General features: G+C 45.7%; 12 protein-coding genes. 7 read left to right on the top strand and 5 right to left on the bottom strand.

The features are described from left to right. Positions 1 to 58 precede the first annotated feature (58 nt). Positions 59 to 412, top strand: a complete 354-nt coding sequence (locus HMPREF1254_RS10415) for a DUF1893 domain-containing protein (RefSeq protein ID WP_023058635.1) — start codon at positions 59 to 61, stop codon at positions 410 to 412. A 178-nt stretch (positions 413 to 590) separates the two neighbouring features. On the opposite strand, the gene HMPREF1254_RS10420 is transcribed toward HMPREF1254_RS10415, so the two are convergent. Beyond that, positions 591 to 2,306, bottom strand: a complete 1,716-nt coding sequence (locus HMPREF1254_RS10420) for a Na/Pi cotransporter family protein (protein ID WP_023058573.1) — start codon at positions 2,304 to 2,306, stop codon at positions 591 to 593. A 97-nt stretch (positions 2,307 to 2,403) separates the two neighbouring features. Here HMPREF1254_RS10420 and HMPREF1254_RS10425 point away from each other — a divergent pair, with 97 nt between their 5' ends. After that, complete coding sequence (locus tag HMPREF1254_RS10425; RefSeq protein WP_023058609.1) at positions 2,404 to 4,065, top strand: nucleoside kinase; 1,662 nt, start codon at positions 2,404 to 2,406, stop codon at positions 4,063 to 4,065. Positions 4,066 to 4,354: 289 nt separating this feature from the next. Next, positions 4,355 to 5,473 carry an MFS transporter gene (locus HMPREF1254_RS10430; RefSeq protein WP_231385850.1) on the top strand — a complete coding sequence of 373 codons (1,119 nt, stop codon included), beginning with the start codon at positions 4,355 to 4,357 and terminating at the stop codon, positions 5,471 to 5,473. Between the two features lie 69 nt (positions 5,474 to 5,542). Here the strand turns inward: HMPREF1254_RS10430 and HMPREF1254_RS10435 are convergent, their stop codons facing one another. Then, entirely contained in the window at positions 5,543 to 6,790 is a 1,248-nt protein-coding gene (locus HMPREF1254_RS10435; RefSeq protein ID WP_036878587.1) for an amidohydrolase family protein, read from the bottom strand. Positions 6,791 to 7,097: 307 nt separating this feature from the next. On the opposite strand from HMPREF1254_RS10435, the gene HMPREF1254_RS10440 reads away from it, so the two are divergent. Together HMPREF1254_RS10440 and rbr are read left to right on the top strand one after the other, a co-directional pair. Beyond that, positions 7,098 to 8,039: a YitT family protein gene (locus HMPREF1254_RS10440; RefSeq protein WP_023058589.1), complete on the top strand. Its 942-nt coding sequence runs from the start codon at positions 7,098 to 7,100 to the stop codon at positions 8,037 to 8,039. A gap of 197 nt (positions 8,040 to 8,236) precedes the next feature. Then, a complete protein-coding gene (rbr, locus tag HMPREF1254_RS10445; RefSeq protein WP_023058523.1) occupies positions 8,237 to 8,890 on the top strand; it encodes a rubrerythrin in 654 nt (217 codons plus the stop codon). Positions 8,891 to 9,147: 257 nt separating this feature from the next. Here the strand turns inward: rbr and eno are convergent, their stop codons facing one another. The 3 genes from eno to HMPREF1254_RS12105 form a co-directional block, all read right to left on the bottom strand. Beyond that, positions 9,148 to 10,455, bottom strand: a complete 1,308-nt coding sequence (gene eno, locus HMPREF1254_RS10450; protein ID WP_023058555.1) for a phosphopyruvate hydratase — start codon at positions 10,453 to 10,455, stop codon at positions 9,148 to 9,150. A 302-nt stretch (positions 10,456 to 10,757) separates the two neighbouring features. Next, complete coding sequence (locus HMPREF1254_RS12535) at positions 10,758 to 13,172, bottom strand: T9SS type A sorting domain-containing protein (RefSeq protein ID WP_408939365.1); 2,415 nt, start codon at positions 13,170 to 13,172, stop codon at positions 10,758 to 10,760. A 3,700-nt stretch (positions 13,173 to 16,872) separates the two neighbouring features. After that, positions 16,873 to 17,049 carry a hypothetical protein gene (locus HMPREF1254_RS12105; protein ID WP_023058579.1) on the bottom strand — a complete coding sequence of 59 codons (177 nt, stop codon included), beginning with the start codon at positions 17,047 to 17,049 and terminating at the stop codon, positions 16,873 to 16,875. Between the two features lie 501 nt (positions 17,050 to 17,550). On the opposite strand from HMPREF1254_RS12105, the gene HMPREF1254_RS10460 reads away from it, so the two are divergent. Together HMPREF1254_RS10460 and HMPREF1254_RS10465 are read left to right on the top strand one after the other, a co-directional pair. Then, complete coding sequence (locus HMPREF1254_RS10460) at positions 17,551 to 18,399, top strand: helix-turn-helix domain-containing protein (RefSeq protein WP_036878641.1); 849 nt, start codon at positions 17,551 to 17,553, stop codon at positions 18,397 to 18,399. 448 nt (positions 18,400 to 18,847) lie between these two features. Next, positions 18,848 to 19,537 (top strand): WG repeat-containing protein, encoded by a 690-nt coding sequence (locus HMPREF1254_RS10465; RefSeq protein WP_036878590.1) that lies wholly within the window; start codon positions 18,848 to 18,850, stop codon positions 19,535 to 19,537. Positions 19,538 to 19,870: the final 333 nt, after the last annotated feature.

Here is a 19,870-nt window from a genome sequence, read left to right on the forward strand (position 1 = left end):
GATTTTTGCACATAGCTGTAAGCTTATACATCAATAAAACCAATCAATCCAGGGAGGAATGCTTATGATGAACGAACTAATTGATAAGCTGCATATAGAGCACTGCTCATTGGTGCTGCTGCACGAAGGAAACATTCGCACGTTTGAAGGTAGGGGAGTGCGAATGCTCTACAATCTGCTAAACGATGAACCCGAATCGCTTTTTAAGTCGAAAGTAGCCATCAAGGCAGTAGGAAAGACCGCCGCCAAGGCCATGGTAGATGGTGGTGTAACCGAAGTCTACGCTGATGTGATAAGCGAAGAGGCGCATCATAGGCTCAAAGACGCTGGCATAAAGGTGAATTACGAAAAGAAAGTAAACCACCAACGCTTCTTGGAAATATGGAAGCAGATGGGCGAAATCAAAGATTGATGCCACCCCTATGCAACAATCCCGTAGCTAACCTGATGGCCAAGTTCACCGTTTGTCGTGAACGGTATGGCCCTCAGGGCGTGCCGTTTGTGTGTTGTGAGCGCCAAACTGTTAATGGGAGACCTGCATGTTAGCTAAAGCCTTATTGGGTGAAACATGCAAAATCTCCGTAAGCTTATCACCCATTGTGCTGCCGAACACCCATACGAGCCTCAACAACATTCACCACATAGTCGCCCAGTTTTTCACATTCTTGAATGATATCCATGTAGATGGTACCAATGGCATAGGTATATAGATGCGCATTGATATCGGTGATGTTGGTTGTCTTGAGTTGGTTTCGATAGCTGTTGATTTCGTTCTCGATGTTAAAAGACAGACTGGTATCCAGATTAGCCTTTCGTCCAGAGAGGATGACGTTCATCTGTGTGAGGGCATCGTCGGTGAGTTCAAACATCTGGTGCAACTGTTCGTACAGTTTTTCGGGGAACTCTTCCTTGCCACTGCGCTTGCGTTTCAAGGCACGGGCAATGTTGTAGCAACTGTCTCCGATACTCTCTATCTCGGTAATCTCTCGCAACATCGATCGTATCTTCATCTTGGTATCGTCGCTAAGGTGTGCTGTTCCCACCTGATCCAGATAGTTGGCAATCTCAATTTCCATGCTGTCGCTGATGCCTTCGTATTTCTCTATCCGGTCAAATATCCTGGTAAACGCATTTTCATCCTTTTCAACAAGCAAGTCTCTCACCATCCCAAACATGCGCTGCATGCGTCCGGCGAACGACCGTATCTCTTTGTGTGCCTCCAAAACCGAAAGCTCTGGCGTCTTCATGATGCCCGCTTGGATGAATTGCAGACGGAAATCTTCCTCGTCATCACTGTGCCTTGGCTTAATCAGCATGCATACCAACCGCTCTATTTGAGGGATGAACCATATCAAGACAGCTGTATTCATGATGTTGAAAGACGAGTGGAAGGCCGCCAAGACGATAGGCAGTTTTACGGCCAGTTGCTCCTGTGTCAGATTGTGTCCCATGGGGTCGTAGTGCACTAAGCCGCACACAGCATTGACAAACGGATAGAACACGCACAATACCCAAATCACTCCGATGAGGTTAAACACCAAATGAGCCAATGCGGTTCGTCGCGCTTGGGTGTTGGCTCCTAAGGCCGCAAGGTTGGCTGTGGCCGTGGTTCCGATGTTCTCACCCATGACAAGCGCGATACCCAGATAGATGGGAAGCACGCCGGAAGAGCATAACAGGATGGTGATGGCCATCACTGCAGCCGATGACTGAACGAGACAAGTGATGATGGTGCCTATGAGTAGGAAGGAGAGGATGGTGAGATAGCTGTCAACGTCAAACGATTTGAAAAAGTCAATGATCTGCGGATTGCTCTCCAGTTGCAGCTCTTTGCCTGACGTGTTGAGCAGAACCAAACTGAGGAACATGAAAGAGATACCAAAGAGAAAATCGCCTATGTATCGCATCTTGCGGCTGTAGATGAGTATGATACCCACCAGGAATGCCGGAAAGACAAAGCTGGTCAGATCGACCGAATAGCCTAAGGACATAATCCACGCCGTGAGCGTGGTTCCAATGTTCGCACCCATAATTACCGATATGGCCTGAGCGAGGGTTAACAGTCCCGCGTTGACAAACGACACGGTCATCACCGTGGTGGCCGAAGATGACTGTACGGCACAGGTGATGAACGTACCGGTGAGCATGCCGGTGAACCGATTGGTGGTCATGGCACTCAAAATGTGGCGCAACTGTGAGCCTGCCATCTTTTGAAGAGCTTCGCTCATTACTTTCATACCATAAATCAGCAGAGCCAATGAGCCGATGATCTTGAAAAAAATCGCTAAATAATCACTCGTTGTCATAATAATTGAATTGTTATGCGATATAATTTTTGCGCTTCAGTAAAAATCGTTATCTTTACGCTCCGTAACATTTTAATCACCAAAACGAACGAGGCTGATGAAACAAGTATTGAAAATATGTTGCAAAAATAATAAAAAAACTCAAGATGTAGCTATCGGAAGCACACTTTCTAATGTATTCATGCAATTTAATTTGAAAATGCCATACGGGCCCATCTGTGCGAGAGTGAATAACAAGGTTGTGGGAATGAATTATCAACTGTACCACAACAAAGATGTAGAGTTCTTGGACATGCACGACGCTTCAGCATCAAGAAACTACACCCGAACGCTGTTCTTCATTCTGTGCAAGGCAGTTCACGACCTCTATCCAGGGTCGAGAGTGGTGATTGACATTCCCGTTTCTAACGGCTATTACATCAACTTGCACATCGGACGCGAGGTAACCGATGAGGATGCAACGCGCATTCGCGAACGCATGCAGCAAATCATTGACGAGAAAATTCCTATCGAACGTTTCGAGGTGCGTACCGAAGAGGCCATCCGCATGTTTGAGCAGAAGGGTGATGAGGCCAAGGTGAAGCTGCTCAAGAGCATTGGCTCGCTCTACACGGTGTACCATCGCATCGACGATTATGTGGATTATTACTACGGTGCGTTGCTCACCAATACGTCGGACATTTACCTGTTTGGACTGGAAAGGTATTTCGAAGGCCTACTGCTTCGCATTCCTTCTAAGCACGACCCCTCACAACTTGGCGCACTCGTCAAGCAAGACAAGATGTTCGAAGTATTCCTTGAGCAGCATCGTTGGCAGCACATTCTGGGCGTGAGCACAGTTGGTGATTTCAATGAAGCTGTGAAAGCAGGCCATGCTACCAATCTGATTAATGTGAGCGAAGCCCTGCAAGAGAAGAAAATATCGCAGATTGCCGACCAAGTAACCACGCACCCGGAGGTGAGAGTGGTGCTTATAGCCGGGCCGTCCTCATCGGGTAAGACCACTTTCTGCAAGCGACTGAGCATCCAATTGCTGGCCAACGGCATTCGTCCCGTACAGATATCGTTGGACGACTACTTTGTAGATCGCGAAAAAACGCCGAGGGACGCTGCGGGCGATTGGGACTATGAAAACATCCGCGCCTTGGACATCAACCTGATTAACTTGCAGCTCAACGCGCTCTTCAGGGGTGAGGAGGTTGAGCTGCCCAAGTATGATTTCCTGTCAGGCCGGAGCGTCATGAGTGGCAAGCGGCTGCGCCTGGCCGACCGGCAGGTGCTGCTGGTGGAGGGCATTCATGCCCTGAACCCCGAACTGACGGCGCAAATCCCCAAGAGACAGAAGTTTCATGTGTATATATCGGCACTCACCAGCATCCTGCTGGATGACCATAACTACATTCCAACCACCGACAACCGGCTGCTGAGGCGCATCATCCGCGACCATAAATACCGCGGGGTGAGCGCGCAGGAAACCATCAGACGCTGGCCGAGCGTGCGGGCCGGGGAGACGAAATGGGTGTTCCCCTACCAGGAAAACGCCGACGTGATGTTCAATACCGCCATGCTTTACGAACTGGCCGTCATACAGGAGCAGGCCGCTCCCTTGCTCGAACAGGTGCCGGAAAACTGCGTAGAGTATTCGGAAGCTTATCGCTTGCGTAAGTTCTTGAGTTACATCACCCCCATACCCAACCGCGCCTTGCCGCCAACCAGCCTCATCCGTGAGTTCCTGGGCGGCAGTTCGTTCAGGTATTAGCTACGCCTGTGCCGTTGCAACAAACGGCAGACGAAGGTTTTTAATAGAAAATAATGTGAAGTGAGCGTAGGGTTGTACAGACTTGCGCTCACTTCTTTATAGTACACGTTGTCCTGCCTTCCACACCATAGATATAAAAGTTGTTACCAAACCTTGTGAAAATGTGTCAAAAATATTTATTTTAAAGATTTTAAATATCTAACTTTGAAAACACATCATTTATAAACAATTAGAATATGGTTCAAGAAAAAAAACTACAGATTTATTCCCTTGGGTATTGATGATTTTGATGTCATCAGTAACATTTGTGGGAATTTTATCAGAGTTGGTGCCTTCGGGCGTGTTACCGCAAATCATGTCAGACCTTGGCGTTAACGAAGTTCAAGGCGGCAGGCTGGTGGGTTTGTATGCTCTTGCATCGGCCATATTCGGTATTCCGCTCATCTCGGCGACGATGCAGTACAACCGAAAGAAAGTGCTGCTGTGGCTATTGGTGGGATTTTCGCTTTGTAGCGTGTTGTCAGGTGTTGTACACAACTACTACGTTGTATTGGTATTGCGATTCCTCGGCGGTATCAGTGCGGGTGTTATGTGGCCTATGATTGCAGCTTTTGGCATGCGTTTGGTACATCCCAGTCATCAAGGTAGGGCTGTAGCAGTAATCATGGCGGGTAATACTTTGGGTATCAGTCTGGGTATGCCGCTGATGACATCAATCGGAGATAAGTTTGGTTGGCGTATTGAATTTATCGCATTAGGACTTCTTGTTGCGCTGATTGCGCTGCTTTCGCTATTCATGCTGCCGTCTACGCCTGGCGAAAAGCTCACCAAGAGCACATCGCCTTTTGCCATGTTGAAAAACAAATCCATTTTATTGATTATCCTTCTCACCTTGTTAGGTGTTTGTGGACATTACGGAGTATATACCTACATCACCCAATTGGTTGCCGAAATTAACGTAGTAGGAGGCATTGAGATGGCTCTGATGGTATTTGGTATCGGTTCGCTGATATCCATCATCATCGCAACGAAGTACATTGATTTGTATCTTCGTGAGCTTACTATTGCCATGTTTGCCTTCTTAGCCATAGCCATGCTCTTGTTCCACTTCTTCAAGGGCACTATGGGAATTTCGCAATTTGGCTTCTTCTTGTGGGGATTGTCGTTCGGTCTGTTGGTTACATTGTTCCAGGCTGCGGTGGGAAATCAGGTGGAAAGTGGAAAAGACGTGGCCATGTCGGTACAATCGTGCATGTTTAATCTCTCCATCATGATTACGACATGGATTGCAGGCGTGCTGCTAATTAGCTGCAGTCCGACGAGCTTAATATGGTATGCCGTACTGTTAGCCGTGCCCGGAATGATTATTTCTATATTCGCCAAGCATACATTGCGAAGGATAGGGTAGAGAACAAGTTCATATACACACATAAAAAAGCTGCACATTACAACGTGCAGCTTTTTAAATTGAATGACCTTACATCTTGAACGGAATTTCATATTCTGTAGGTTTCTTCTTAAACAAGAACTCACCCTTTCTCACAGAAGCCAATACACCAACACGTCTGCGGATGCAATCCCATGAGCTGTCGCCATCCAGAACGATAAAGTTGGCATCCTTGCCTTCTTCCAGTCCGTATGCGTTATGGATGTTCAAACACTTAGCACCATTGTAAGTAATCATGTCGAAAGCGTTTTCTACCTCCTCTGGGCTTGCATAATGTGACAGGTGGATAGCATTATCCAGGATGTTCATCATGTTACCGCTTCCCAATGGATACCATGGGTCGTTGATAGAGTCTTGAGCCAGTGCAACATTGATACCCATGTGCATGAATTCCTTGATACGTGTCAAGCCGCGACGCTTTGGATAAGTGTCCTGACGACCCTGCAGGTACGCGTTCTCTGTGGGGCAGGAGATGAAGTTCATCTTGCTTCTCTTGAACATGTCGAACATGCGGTAAGCATACGAGTTGTCTGCCGAACCGAACGAACAAGTGTGGCTGGCGGTGGTCTTTGTACCATAATCCTCCAGGTATACCAAGGCGTTCAATATCTCAACGAATCTTGCCATGGTGTCATCGGTCTCGTCACAGTGAACGTCAATCAGCACATTGTATTTCATAGCCAGCTCAACAATGTCGTGGATAGACTTCTCACCAAACTCTCTTGCCGGCTCGTAGTGAGGAATACCACCGATCACGTCAGCACCCATCTTCAGCGCTTCTTCCACCAATTCTTTTCCACCCTTGTAGGTGTACATACCGTTTTGCGGGAAAGCTACTACCTGGATGTCCACAATGTCCTTCATTTCTTCTTTCAGTTCCATGAGTGCCTTGAAGCCGATAAATTTAGGATCGGTTACGTCGGTCTGTGCACGGATAAACTGTACACCCTGTGAAACTTCGTCCTCAATACCCTTGCGTGCCAACTTCTTCACACCCTCTATGGTCATTGTTGCCTTATATTTGGGCCAGTTCTCAATAGCCTCGTAAAGTGTACCCGATGCAGCGCCAATACCTTCCATCTCGGCCAGCGTGTAAACATAGTCTAAGTGCAAGTGTGGGTCTATGTAAGGAGGAAGCACAAACTTACCCTTCAAGTTAATCTCCTCGTCACATTTAGGCAGATTATTGCCAATTTGAGCAATCTTGCCATTCTCCACTATCATTTCCGTTGCTGAACAGTTGCGATAAAATTTCGCATTAAAGAATTTCTTTTTCATAAAAAATAAGTTTAAGTATAACATTCTAAATATAAGCATTTTAATTGGAATATGCAACTTTTATTTGATGGCTTTTGGCATAATCTTACAATATTTATAGAAATTTCTTGTTTTTTGATAATCACCTCGTTGTGTTCATCAATTTCGTTATTTTTATTCATCGAATGCTTTGCCAATCTATTTTCTTCATCTATCTTTGCAGAAACAATTGCATACCAGTGGTTTTTCCGGGGACAGGTCATGGATGATTGGGTGCCCCATCGGGCATGACAGCTGCCGACAATAAACTTTAGATGAACACATTGACATGAAAATCAAAGGCTTAGAGAACGCTTTCAGTGCTAAAGAGCTGAAAGATTATTTTTTTATCACCATCGCCATGCTTTTTTATTGCATTGGGTGGACGGTCTTTTTGTTGCCCAACAACATCACCACGGGCGGTGTTCCGGGCATTTCGTCTGTGTTGTATTGGGGACTTGGCATCCCTGTTCAGTACTCTTACTTCTTCATCAACGCTGTGTTGATTGCATTTGCGTTGCGCTTGTTGGGGCTTCGTTTCTGCATCAAAACCATTTTTGGCATCATCATTCTAACCACGTTGACGTCGCTGGCACAAACCTATATGCGGGATGTCAGCTTGTTGAGCGACCAGCCTTTCATGGCGAGTGTCATCGGTGCGGCCTTCTGTGGAACGGGTGTCGGACTGGGCTTGTCGGCCAATGGCAGTACGGGTGGTACGGATATCGTGGCCGCCATCGTCAACAAGTATCGTGACATTTCGCTGGGAAGGGTCATTTTAATCTGTGATTTGGTGATTATTTCGTCCAGCTACCTGGCCCTGCACGATTGGGAGAAGGTGATTTATGGCTATGTGGTGCTATTCATCACTTCGTTTTGTGTCGATCAGGTGGTCAATTCCATGCGTCGCTCGGTGCAGTTTTTTATTATTTCTGACCGATACGAGGAGATTGGTCGCCAGATTAACGAGAATCCCCATCGAGGCTGTACAGTAATCAATGCATCTGGATTTTATTCGGGTCGCGAGATGAAGATGTTGTTCGTGCTGGCTAAAAAGAATGAGTCGGGAAAGATTTTTGATTTGATCAACGAGATCGATCCTGCTGCCTTTGTTTCTCAAAGTGCCGTGATAGGTGTTTATGGTGAAGGCTTCGACCGGTTTAAGGTGAGACAAAAAAAAGGCGCTCCCAGCAAGCTCTCTCGCATGAAAGCGGTGAACGGTAAACAATAACACCCGTGAACCTCCGCATCATTTACGACAGCTGTTCACCATGATAGCATGGAGTTGCGTGTCGCAGGGGCGTAATTCATCACGTCCCGCGCTATGTACAAAAGAATGAAAAAAATACAAATTAATTTGACTTCAACAAATAAAATCGTATCTTTGTATGTATAAAAGCTCATACAAACATTATTATTAAAAACATTATGAAGAAGAAGTTTATTTGTACCGTATGTGGATACGCATACGCAGGAGAAGCTGCACCAAAAGAGTGCCCAGTATGCCATGCCAAAGCTGAGAAGTTCAAGGCTTTCGATCCAGAAGCTATTAAGGGAACAAAGACTGAAGAGAATCTCAAGGCTGCATTTGCAGGCGAGAGCCAGGCTCACACCAAGTACCTCTACTTTGCATCTAAGGCAAAGAAAGAAGGCTATGAGCAATTGGCTGCTATCTTTGAAGAAACAGCACGCAACGAGAAAGAGCATGCAAAGGTTTGGTATAAGTTCTTGCACGGTGGTGACATCCCTACCACAACAGACAACATCAAAGAGGCTGCTGATGGCGAAAACTATGAGTGGACAGACATGTATGTGAACATGGCGAAAGTAGCAGAGGAAGAGGGCTTCCCAGAGATTGCAGTGAAGTTCCGTGCTGTTGGTGCCGTTGAGAAGCACCACGAAGAGCGTTATCGCAAGATGTTGAAGAACATCGAAGACGAGATTGTCTTCTCACGCGATGGAAGCTGCGTATGGCAGTGCCGCAACTGTGGACACATCGTTATCGGTAAGAAGGCTCCTGCTGTATGTCCTGTTTGCGACCATCCACAGAGCTACTTCCAGATTGAACCAGACAATCTGTAAGTCAACAGACATAAGATAAACATGAACGAGAGGTACTCAAAACGAGTATCTCTCGTTTTTTTTATGCTTCGTGTGCATATAGTGAACGGAACAAATGATCAAAACTAACCAAAAGAAAGATATCTGCGAGAGAATATTACAGAGGACAATTCATGAGAGAAGTTATCAAGCAGATAATGCAGACATCATCGTAAAAGGGTGCATCATAATTCATTTTACGATGCACCCTTTTTATATAAATAAGTAATCTATGAGATTTACTTCAATTTGCAGTAGCCATATTTAGCCGAGCAGCAAAGTTCTTCCTCGATGCGGATGAGCTGGTTGTACTTCGCAATACGGTCGGTACGGCTCATAGAACCTGTCTTAATCTGACCTGAGTTAGTTGCAACGGCAATATCAGCAATCGTTGTGTCCTCAGTCTCTCCTGAACGGTGAGAAGTAACTGTGGTGTAACCAGCACGGTGAGCCATTTCAATAGCCTCCAATGTTTCGGTCAACGAACCAATCTGGTTTACCTTAATCAAGATAGAGTTAGCAGCACCCATCTTGATACCCTTCTCCAAGAACTTCGTGTTGGTTACAAACAAGTCGTCACCAACCAACTGACAACGGTCACCAATCTTCTCGGTCAGCTTCACCCAGTTGTCCCAGTCGTTCTCATCCAAACCGTCCTCGATAGAGTCGATAGGATATTTTGTAATCAGTTCTTCCAAATATGCAATCTGCTCTTCTGCGGTCAGCTTCTTACCATTAGGATCCTTTGGCATGCCACTCTTCAACTGACGATAGTCATAGAACCACTCACCGTTCTCCTGAACAGCGAACTCAGAAGCAGCACAGTCCATAGCAATCTTCACATCCTTGCCTGGCTCATAACCTGCATCCTTGATAGCCTGAATGATAGAATCCAAGGCATCTTCAATACCATCGAACTTAGGAGCGAAACCACCCTCGTCACCTACGGCAGTAGACAAGCCGCGCTTCTTCAACAGCTTTGCCAAAGCGTGGAATACTTCTGCACCCATACGAATGCCTTCTTTGATAGAAGGAGCACCCACAGGACGAATCATAAACTCTTGGAAAGCGATAGGAGCATCAGAGTGTGCACCACCGTTGATGATGTTCATCATTGGAACGGGCAACGTATAAGTGTTTACACCACCGATATAGCGATATAGTGGCAAGTGAAGAGCTTTGGCTGCCGTGTGTGCAACTGCCAAGCTAACACCCAAGATAGCGTTAGCACCCAACTTACTCTTGGTAGGAGTACCATCCAAGGCAAGCATCTTGTAATCTATCTTGCGTTGTTCTAACACGCAAAAACCTTTCAATGCTGGAGCAATGATGTTGTTTACATTCTCTACGGCTTTTAATACACCCTTGCCACCATAGCGAACTTTGTCGCCATCGCGCAACTCCAAGGCTTCGTTTTCACCCGTAGATGCACCAGATGGTACGCTGGCACGACCCATCACACCATTTTCCAATGTTACTTCAACCTCTACTGTAGGATTACCACGAGAGTCAATAATCTCTCTTGCGTGAACTTTTTCAATTACCATAATTAATTATTTATTTTGAATGAATAATATCTCTGAATTCATTGCAAAGATAACGATAATTAAGGAATTCACCAATATAGAGATATGAAATAATGTGAAATGAACAACATTGAGCTTTGAACTTTGAACATTGAGCTTTGACTGTCAACTTAAAAGCTCACCAACTCATCAACTCAAAAACTTATGCTATCAACTCGTAAACTTGTCTACTCGTCAACTCGTGAACTAAACAAAAACTTGCTCCCGCAGAACTTCACATGAAGTCTGCGGGAGCAAAGTAATATATGTTTGTTCAATTGAGCTTACTCAATAACAATCTTTGAGGTCTGCACATTCGTGCCGTCGGTAGCCTTGATGAGGTACACACCTGAAGGAACTTGTCCTTTCAGCTTCTTCGCATCGAGAGGCAAGCTGAAGGTACCAATCTTCGCACCAGAGAGGTTGAAGAGTTCTGCTTCACCCTTGGTCAGGGTAATTGAAACGTTATCAATGCCTGTCACAGCACCCATCACCTTCTCAAAGTCAGTCTCTGGTGTGTCGGCGAACATAAAGCGGTTATGCTCAATGCCGTTAACCGTTGCTGTGAAGAAGTAACGTGCCTTACCGTTGTTGAACGGAATCACGGTTTTCGTCTTCAAGTCAACCAACTTCAAGTTTTGATAGTTCAGGCTCCATGTGTTCAGCTCCATGTTATAGGTTTCATCCTTAGCGGTTTCAACGCTAAACGTGCTTCCTATCAACGAAGGCAAACTGGATATCTGTACATTCTTACCGTCAGTGGTTGTGGCAAATACAGAAGGTTCGCCCATGTTCAGCTTCTCACCCTCCAATTGAGAATCGTAAGCTGGTGTTGCGTCCTCTTCCTGGTATGTCCAGAACTTATCAACCACCTTACCATTATCCATTGTTACCATGACACTACCGCGGTTAAAGTCACCATCCATAACAAATGACTTGGCGCGCAACGGCTCGGACTTAGACTGCAATCCTGTGTAAGGAATGGTGAGTGTACCTGTCTTCGTACTGTACACAGGGTTGTTGTATTTCACCATGAAGCCTTGCATAGGTGACAGTGTTCTGGTAACACCATTCTCACCTGCCTTGTCAATTGGCACGGCTTCATAGCCACCCTTTTCTTTTACAGACTGTCCATTCTGGTTCTTCCAGTCATCCCAGCTACCGGTGGTGTAGATGTAAACGGTTTTGTCCATTTCCACACGATCCTCGCCGGATTCCAGCGTGATGTTCTTAATGTCCACACCAGCCATGAACGAGTTACCAACGATGTTGTAACCCAGTCCGTAACGCTTGGCATTTTCGCCTTCTGCCTTTGAAGCATCAACGACAGCTGCCTGACGTGTCAGCTTAATAGTTTGCTCGCAGAGGTTCAGTTTACCTTGAATCTTGTGAACACCCTTGCTACCCTTCAATACTGGAGCTACCTCGTAGCCTTTGAAGGCAGTCATCTTGTCGACGTTCTTCACTGCTGTCCACTTCTGATAGTAGTGATTAGGATCGTTCTTCGTTTCATCGTATGCACGAACTCTCATTCCTTCGAATGCAGGATTCTTGATAGCCTCTGCCACTGGCAAGCCAATATACTGCCAGTCAAACTCATTCAATACGGGCTTTTTGTAGTCGGGAGAGGTAGCGTCCTTGTCATCCGTAGCCATGCGCTTAGGCACATAAGCACCCAACGGCTTAAACTCAACAGTAGCAAACACGGTAGATGCGCATGGGTTATCATTGTTCAAGATGAATGTACCCACGGTCTTGCCGTTATCGGATGTCTTCATCACGAGCTTGTCCTTGTCACCGTCTGTGGTGAAGCCATCTACGCTCTTCACGGTCAAACCACCATCAGCGGGAACAACCACAGCTGGGTGACCAGGTGTCTTTTCAGTAGCACCTTCCTCAAACTTCTTGTTCGGTGCGTTGTTCACCAACTTGTTTGCTGAGATAAACTTACCGGCAGGCAAGTGCATGTCACGCTCTGCCACCTTCTTCTCACCCTTGATGTCGGGCTGGTTGTTAGCAAAGATGATGTTCTGACCGTCCTTAGGAACATCGTTGGTCCAGTTCTCTTTCTTGTTGAAGTCGTTGTCCACGCCACCAATCCAATAGTTGTTGCCGCAGGCATTCTCTTCTTCATCGTAAGCTGAACCTGCACTTTGTCCTTGCTTACCGTCTTTATCGGCTTTGCCACCAGCATTCACAGCTACTGGTACACCGTCTTTATCTTCGTCACCCTTGATGCGCCCTTGGTCGTCAACCATGTCCTCAGTTACATTGTCACCGCCTTCAATGGCATCCACACAACCATCGTTGTCACTATCGGCATCCAAGAAGTCTGGTGTACCGTCCATGTCAGTATCGCATGGCAGCATCAGCGTTACCAACGTGTTCACCTGTCCAGACTTATCCGGTGTCTGCGAGAACTCAAAATATTTCTTGCCTGGCTCAGTATTGAGATAGGATAGTCCCACCTGATTGACAAGTTTCGCATCCTCGTTATTGAAGATCACCTTGTGTGTACCTTCTTTTTCATATACAGTGTATCTGTCATCAGTCAGACTTGTGTATAATTCGGTTTGCGAGAGTGCGTTTTCGTTAGTCAATATGTTGATGCCGAACTGATTGTCTTTGTGGAACGTGGAGGCTGGTGTACTTTGCATCAGCACGTATGGTTGCATGGTTCCACCCACTTCCCAGTGCATTATTGTTTTTTCGTTGGCATTGCCAGTCATGAAACGATCATTATCAATCGAATAGTTGCGAACCGTTACCACCACAGCTCCTGTGCCTGCGGGGTAGCCAAACTTATCGGAAAGGTCTATCGTGAACGGATCGTTTGTATTTGAGCTGGCTCCAATGACTGATGGTAGCAGGGTAAGTACGCGCCCCACCTTTGGTGTCTTATTCAAATAGTTCTCATTGTTTACTATGTCAGCAAACAGCTGCTGGGTATTGATATTTTCTCGATAGCGCACCCATTTCCCATCAGTAGGCTTCAGTGTGATACCACTCTTCCTTATTATATTGGGTTCTGCCAGATCAGGACACTCCACATAATTCAATATACCATCGTTATCCCAGTCGAGGTCGCCAGGTGCTACGAGGCACGGTTTGAAGAAAATCTGTGCGCCAGTTCCTTGTGAGAAATCACGCTGCAAACTGTAGTCTACACAATCATAAGTGAATGTTTCTCCAACATAATCGCTCATTTGCTTCACGATGATAGTATAGACGTAGCCTTCCTCAACAAACTTCTTGGGGAAGAGATCCTCTCCTTTGACTATCACGCTGTCGGGATATTCCATTGTCCCCTTAATGTGCCTCTTACCTTTCGACTCGTATCCAGTAATGTTGCCCTCTGAATCTTTAATGGGTTTATCGTAGTCATAGATATCGATGTCATAGTCAGGCGTCTGGTATTTCGTCTTTGAGGTTTCCACGGTACGCCCATCAACGATTTTCTCAATGTCGCGTCCCTTTTGCTTCCATACATCGTAGGTAAACTTGAACGGACCTTCACCACCAATACTTTGGAACATTGCCCAGTAGTTTTCTTCGTCTGCACAATATGAGACAAAGGTTTTTGGTGCCTTTTTACTGGTGGTGACGTCAGCGTGTGGCTTTGTCACGTCAATCTCTTGTCGCTCCGTGATTTCCTCACAGTCCACCTTCATGCCTTCACCCTTCTTACCCATTTCGGCAGATGTCGGCTTGGTGTAGCCTTGCCCATCAATAGGAGCAGCCTCTGCAGGGGTGTTTGGGTTTTCTTTGTTGGAGAAAGTGTTGCCCACTTTGTCTTCAATATTAAGCTTATCCTTGTAATCACTGAGTGCAAGCTGAAGCCTACTATAGGAAGCCCTGAACCAAGAATATGCCTGTCTATTGCTGGCTAAATCGGCACCAAAAGTGGTGCTACTCATCTTGTGGTCAGGTGTCATTCCTTGATTACCGTAGAACACACAGTGATCCAGTTCATCTATGAAGAATTTACTGTTATATGCGAGTTCCCCTGTACGTGTCATATAATAGATGGCACCACCGCTACCCCTATTTTTATCATAGCCCTCAGCCACATTGTTTATAAATTGACTTCCGGCAATATTGTTATCTCTTGTCTGCATGCCATAGAGAAAGAGTGCGCCACCCCATCCGCTATTTCCTTTTTCCGTAAGCGTTGCTCTATTACCATAGTAGATATCGTTCTTGGACGAGAATGCAATGTCGCTGAGTACACTTGCATCATCTTGTGTACGCATCACGCCACCCTCGTATGCTGTGTTGTTGTAATAGCGGTTGTTGGCGGATATGATGTAAGCTGAATTATACGCATATACCACGCCACCTTTGCCCAAAGCTTTATTGCCTACGAAAGTGCTGCCTTCTATCTTAACACCCTTGCAAGCCGTGAGCATGGCGATGGCACCACCACCATCACAAGAGACTGTCCATCCCTTGGCTGTATTATTCTTAAATACACAGTCTTTTACTTGCACCTCGTGCGAGTTGCTGTTCTGTCCGATAGCACCACCGTTGTTAGACATATTACCTTCAAACTCGCACTTTGTAAACCTTATAGGTTCGTCCTTCATTGAATTATTATTGCGGATTGACACGGCTCCACCGAGCGAGTTACTTTTGTTATTAACAAACTTGCAGTTTGTAAAATCGCCATATCCACTTGCTACAGACACTGCACCTCCCGAAGGATAAATGACACCACCTGATTCTGCACCATCTGTACAAGTGTTCTCTACAAATACACAGTTGCTCACCTCAAAACGTTTGTTGGCAATATCAATTTCGAATGCGCCACCACCTTTTTGAGTTTTATTGCCACTGAAATAACAGCCATCAATAATGAGCGGATTAGCTCCTGCAAAGCGGATGGCACCACCAGAACCTGTACCGCTACTACCTTGTGCATTTGCTGTATTGTTACAGAAAATGGAGTTCTTGATTTCTACCTTGCCCGCAACATTAATCCACAACGCACCTCCCTCAAGAGCTTGGGTGGTGTTGCCGTTGAAGTTACAGTTTTCTATCTGCACGGACAGAGGGTTCCCCTCATTTGGGGAGTCGATGTTTAATCCACCACCGTCGCCTTTACCCAATGACACGCCTGACCTGTTTCCATAGAACTGGTCATTGCGGAAGATGGCAGTGCGCTTGCGATTGATGTCGATACCACACTTGGGTTGTTGTCCCGTAACCACGTAGACTGCACCACCATGGTCTCCACCGAGGTTGTTGTAGTATTGGTTGTTCTCGGAAAGCAGATTGACAAACGAAGCTATCTTAATGGCACCACCGTCGCCAGCTTGGGTATTATGAATCACCGAGTTGGTGATGGAAACATTCTCAAATCCTTCCAACGAGATGGTTGGCATCTGTCCGGAAGCCGTACCACCAAGATTGCGGTTCACCTGTATGTGGTCTAACCTTGCATAAGACTTTTTGTTTTCTTTTGGTGTACCCGCATTGGTCACACCAATAAGACACTGCCCCTGAAAAGTACCCTGATGCTGAATGTCGTGGAAAGTAACGTAGCTTAGGTCAAGCTGGGTGTTAGTTTGTTTTTCTAAATCAGAGAAAGCCAAGAAACCACCACCAACGCCTCCAAAGAAATCACCTCTCAGCACTTCTACGCGCGATATCTTCACTCTGGGATTCTTCATGTTTCCATAAAAATAGATAGCTCCCGAACCTGCCGACTTATAGTAGCTGATAAAGCAGTCGTCCATCTCAAAATACGGATTGTCACAATTGTTGCAATCCATTGTTATCAATGCTCCTTGACCTACACCGCCCTGAAAGTTGGCAGAGTTGAACTTCAGCCCTCGTAGGATGATAGCTTGGTTGGTGTTATTGGCACGAAAGATAGATTGTGTCATCTTCTTCGATGCCACTAACTCGGTGTGATAACGCTTTGGGTTATTGTTACATGTGTCAGTTGGGAGCGTTCGAGACCCTGGTTTGGGAAATCCTCCCATGATATTCAACCGTTGTCCCTCCCTGGTGAGCACATAGAAAGCACGTGCATGATTCACAGGATCTGATACCTCATACTTGCCTTCCGCCATATAGATGTTCACCTCTAAGTTCGTGTTCGCTTCTGCCGCCTTAAGAGCAGCTTTCAGCGTTTTGAACGCAGCGTTCCAAGATGTACCGTTGCGTGAGTCGTTACCTGTTTGCGCCGACACATAAAACTTCAACGCTTCGGCTTGTACACCGAGTGCCATGAAGCATGCGAGCAGCATTGTCAGCACATACCTTGCTGGTAATAAATGTTTCATGTTGTTGTTTTGATTTTTAATTCTTTTCTTAGTTTCTAATTTCTATGCTGCGCATCTGTGATTGTGCCTTACGGGCAACTGTGCGATGCGCCAACAGGCTTTGTCTGTGTTACCACAGTGTACGATACGCCTCATCGTCGTCCTCAAAGTCATCAAAGTAGCCAGGCTTGGCCAACTCGTCATCATGTGGGGTGCTGGCATACGGAAGGTCTCCTCCTGTTCCTGGATCACCACCACCAGTTTGCAGTAGCATCATGCTTGGACTTAAATACGTTTTCTTTGCCATGTTTAACTTTTTGTTTTTATAAATATATTGAGTATTCTATGTTTTGTTACCAGCTATATCTGGCACATTCTTCTCTTTTTACAAAGGTCTGTAGACAAACATTCACCCAAGTATCTGTCGTACATCGGGTTGTTAATTCAGCATTACCGTTATCCTATTTTGCATACAGCGCTCAGGCTGTTCCCATTTTGATGGTTTGCGAGCCATATATATATAATAAGGTGGAATGGCAACTGCGCCTCATCACCTGATAGTTATAAAAATGTTCGCATTATGAACAATGCAAAATTAGTCATAACAAATCGCGTAAATGCATGATAAAATATCAAAACAGTCAATATATCTATCTTGCCCCCCCCCCGAAATGTTAATATAGATTAACAATGTGACTAAAATGTTAAGACTTATGGATATCTACTTTATATACATTTTAATTTCTTTATTTTTGCCAAGAGTTAAAATCCTACTTTTTTGTACTACAAGGTTGTACACATTAAGCGTATGAAATTTTATTATTTGAACAAGCATCGCCAATGTCCCAATTACATTGGTTCAAAGCCCACTGGTTTTGCGCTGGTTACTGGGAAAAAAGGCGAACGCATTGACAATATTCTGCCCGTACCGCTTGGTGTTTTTGTGATTAGCGGTAAGATTAAACTCTGCTTAGGAAAGGATTCAGAAGTCATGGTAGAGGGCGGACAGATGATGTCAGCAGTATTCAGGAACAACTCTTATGCCACGGTGATAGAAGATTGTCTGTGTGTTCGTTTGTATGTACAAGGCAACAGCTTGGACTTCTGCCACCGTATTGTGAACTCGGAGAAGCTGTTGCAACTCTGTGAAAAGAACAAGGGAGTGGGCAAGGTGCTGCCCATGATACCGGAGGTGCAAGCCATTATGCGACAGATGATGGGCTACATCACCGACGGACTGATGTGTTGCGAGGTGCATGCCATGAAGCAACACGAGTTAGCGGCAGTGCTGCAAGCCTACTACCGGCCGGCAGATTTGATACCGTTCATCGCCCCCATCTATGATCCCAACGCGCGGTTTTACAACGAGGTGATGGAGTTGGCTGACGATTATCTGTCGGTGAATGAGATGGCCTCGCAGCTGAATATGAGTTATCCCACGTTTATCAGAACTTTCCGCAAGGTATTTAAAGACACGCCACAAGAGTGGTTGTCGAAGAACCGCATGAAACGACTGCGAGATTTGCTGCATAACACGGCGCGCACCGACCAGGAGATAGCTGACGAACTACACTTCACTACGGTGCAGAATATGCGGGCTTTCTGTAAAGCACGAAGTGGATTGACAACCAGGCAGTTGCGGGAACAAGAGCAATAGTTTTTCCCTTGCTTTTTAATTGCATTGACTTTGGACGCCAAAGTCAATGGGTTTGGAGGTTAAAGTCAATGGGTTTGGTCGGCAAAGTCAATGAGTTTGGCTGGACGGCCAATGATGCGGGTCGCGGGATGTGTTTTCAACAACGAATGTAACGAAAGAAACGAATCCGACTGTTTGGAATCAATGAACGCAAGCGTTCACCGAATGAAAACGAATTTTGCAAAGACGCACAACATGTTTATCTCGGCAGATTGGTTTCATTCGCAGAACGCTTGCGTTCATTGTCTTGTTTAGTTTATTCGTAACATTTGTTACATTTGTTGTTCTACAACATTGCCTTTAAATGAAAGAGCTGTGGTCTAAAGTTGTAAGTATGGAAAAATGTCTTACTGTTCTTCCGCTGATTTAAAAAAAATGCTTACCTTTGGCCAAAAAGGAGGACACTACCATGGAGAAAATCACGCAAGACAATTTCGAGGAAAAATATGTAGACCCCATTGAACAGCGGCAGATAGACAAGTTTGTGTGTGACGAGATGTCGCGCCAGATACACCGCTACATCAAGGGAATGTCGGGCACAAAAGCCATGATGGAGAAGTTTGAGGCGCAGTTGTCCACCCTGAGCGTACCGCAGAAGGAGGAGGCCATCGCACGGTATATCGACCTGAACCGCAAGGTGCTGAGCGGGTTGGATTTGAAAATTGTGCTGACACGAGCCATCGCCAACTATTGCGACACGTTCAGTTACATGCTCGAGCTGGTGAACGACAAGCGCAAGTGGGTGTTCTATCTCAACCGCATCAAATCGAAGTACATTCAATATCATTCCGTGATTGAGCAAGATGGCAAGTTTGGGCTGTGTGATCATCGTGGCAACATCTTGGTTCACCCCGTGTATGATTTCGTTCGAACGTGTTATATTTATGTAGATGACCTGGTGACCATGCCCGTTATCGTGCAGAAGGAGGGTAAGATGGGGCTGATTCTTCCCGATGGGAAAGACACCATCGTGGCACCTTTTGAGTATGATGACATCTCGTTGCGCGAGGAATATCCCTACTTTGAGGCTACGCGAGGGGGCGAACAAGGGTATATCCACAGCGACGGGCAATTCGTAGTTGCCCCGCATTCACGGTAAATTTCCCGTTTGCCAGTTGGCTGTCGCATCCTTTCGGCAACGCTGGCTTTTTGTTGTCTACTGATCATGTTGTTGAACAACGAATGAAACAAATAAAACAAATGAACCAAACAAGACAATGAACGCAAGCGTTCTGCGAATGAAACAAAACAGCCGACATAAACATATTGTGTGTCTTTGCCAAATTTGTTTCATTCGGTGAACGCTTGCGTTCATTGAACCAAGCCATCGAATTCGTTCCATTTGTTCAATTTGTTGTTAAAGCAAATCAAATGACTGTTTTGTCAACAAGCAATCTTTTTACATGTAAGAGGCGTAGGTTGCAAGGCTGGT

It is taken from the genome of Prevotella sp. BV3P1 (genome assembly GCF_000479005.1).
Classification (GTDB): Bacteria; Bacteroidota; Bacteroidia; order Bacteroidales; family Bacteroidaceae; genus Prevotella.

What these genes read in the sequence shown, in the direction of transcription:
- HMPREF1254_RS10420 (WP_023058573.1), bottom strand. Translation starts at nt 2,306, where the DNA reads ATGACAACGAGTGATTATTTAGCGATTTTTTTCAAGATCATCGGCTCA.
- HMPREF1254_RS10430 (WP_231385850.1), top strand. Translation starts at nt 4,355, where the DNA reads ATGTCATCAGTAACATTTGTGGGAATTTTATCAGAGTTGGTGCCTTCG.
- HMPREF1254_RS12105 (WP_023058579.1), bottom strand. Translation starts at nt 17,049, where the DNA reads ATGGCAAAGAAAACGTATTTAAGTCCAAGCATGATGCTACTGCAAACT.
- HMPREF1254_RS10425 (WP_023058609.1), top strand. Translation starts at nt 2,404, where the DNA reads ATGAAACAAGTATTGAAAATATGTTGCAAAAATAATAAAAAAACTCAA.
- HMPREF1254_RS12535 (WP_408939365.1), bottom strand. Translation starts at nt 13,172, where the DNA reads ATGCACTGGGAAGTGGGTGGAACCATGCAACCATACGTGCTGATGCAA.
- HMPREF1254_RS10415 (WP_023058635.1), top strand. Translation starts at nt 59, where the DNA reads ATGCTTATGATGAACGAACTAATTGATAAGCTGCATATAGAGCACTGC.
- HMPREF1254_RS10465 (WP_036878590.1), top strand. Translation starts at nt 18,848, where the DNA reads ATGGAGAAAATCACGCAAGACAATTTCGAGGAAAAATATGTAGACCCC.
- rbr (WP_023058523.1), top strand. Translation starts at nt 8,237, where the DNA reads ATGAAGAAGAAGTTTATTTGTACCGTATGTGGATACGCATACGCAGGA.
- HMPREF1254_RS10435 (WP_036878587.1), bottom strand. Translation starts at nt 6,790, where the DNA reads ATGAAAAAGAAATTCTTTAATGCGAAATTTTATCGCAACTGTTCAGCA.
- eno (WP_023058555.1), bottom strand. Translation starts at nt 10,455, where the DNA reads ATGGTAATTGAAAAAGTTCACGCAAGAGAGATTATTGACTCTCGTGGT.
- HMPREF1254_RS10440 (WP_023058589.1), top strand. Translation starts at nt 7,098, where the DNA reads ATGAAAATCAAAGGCTTAGAGAACGCTTTCAGTGCTAAAGAGCTGAAA.
- HMPREF1254_RS10460 (WP_036878641.1), top strand. Translation starts at nt 17,551, where the DNA reads ATGAAATTTTATTATTTGAACAAGCATCGCCAATGTCCCAATTACATT.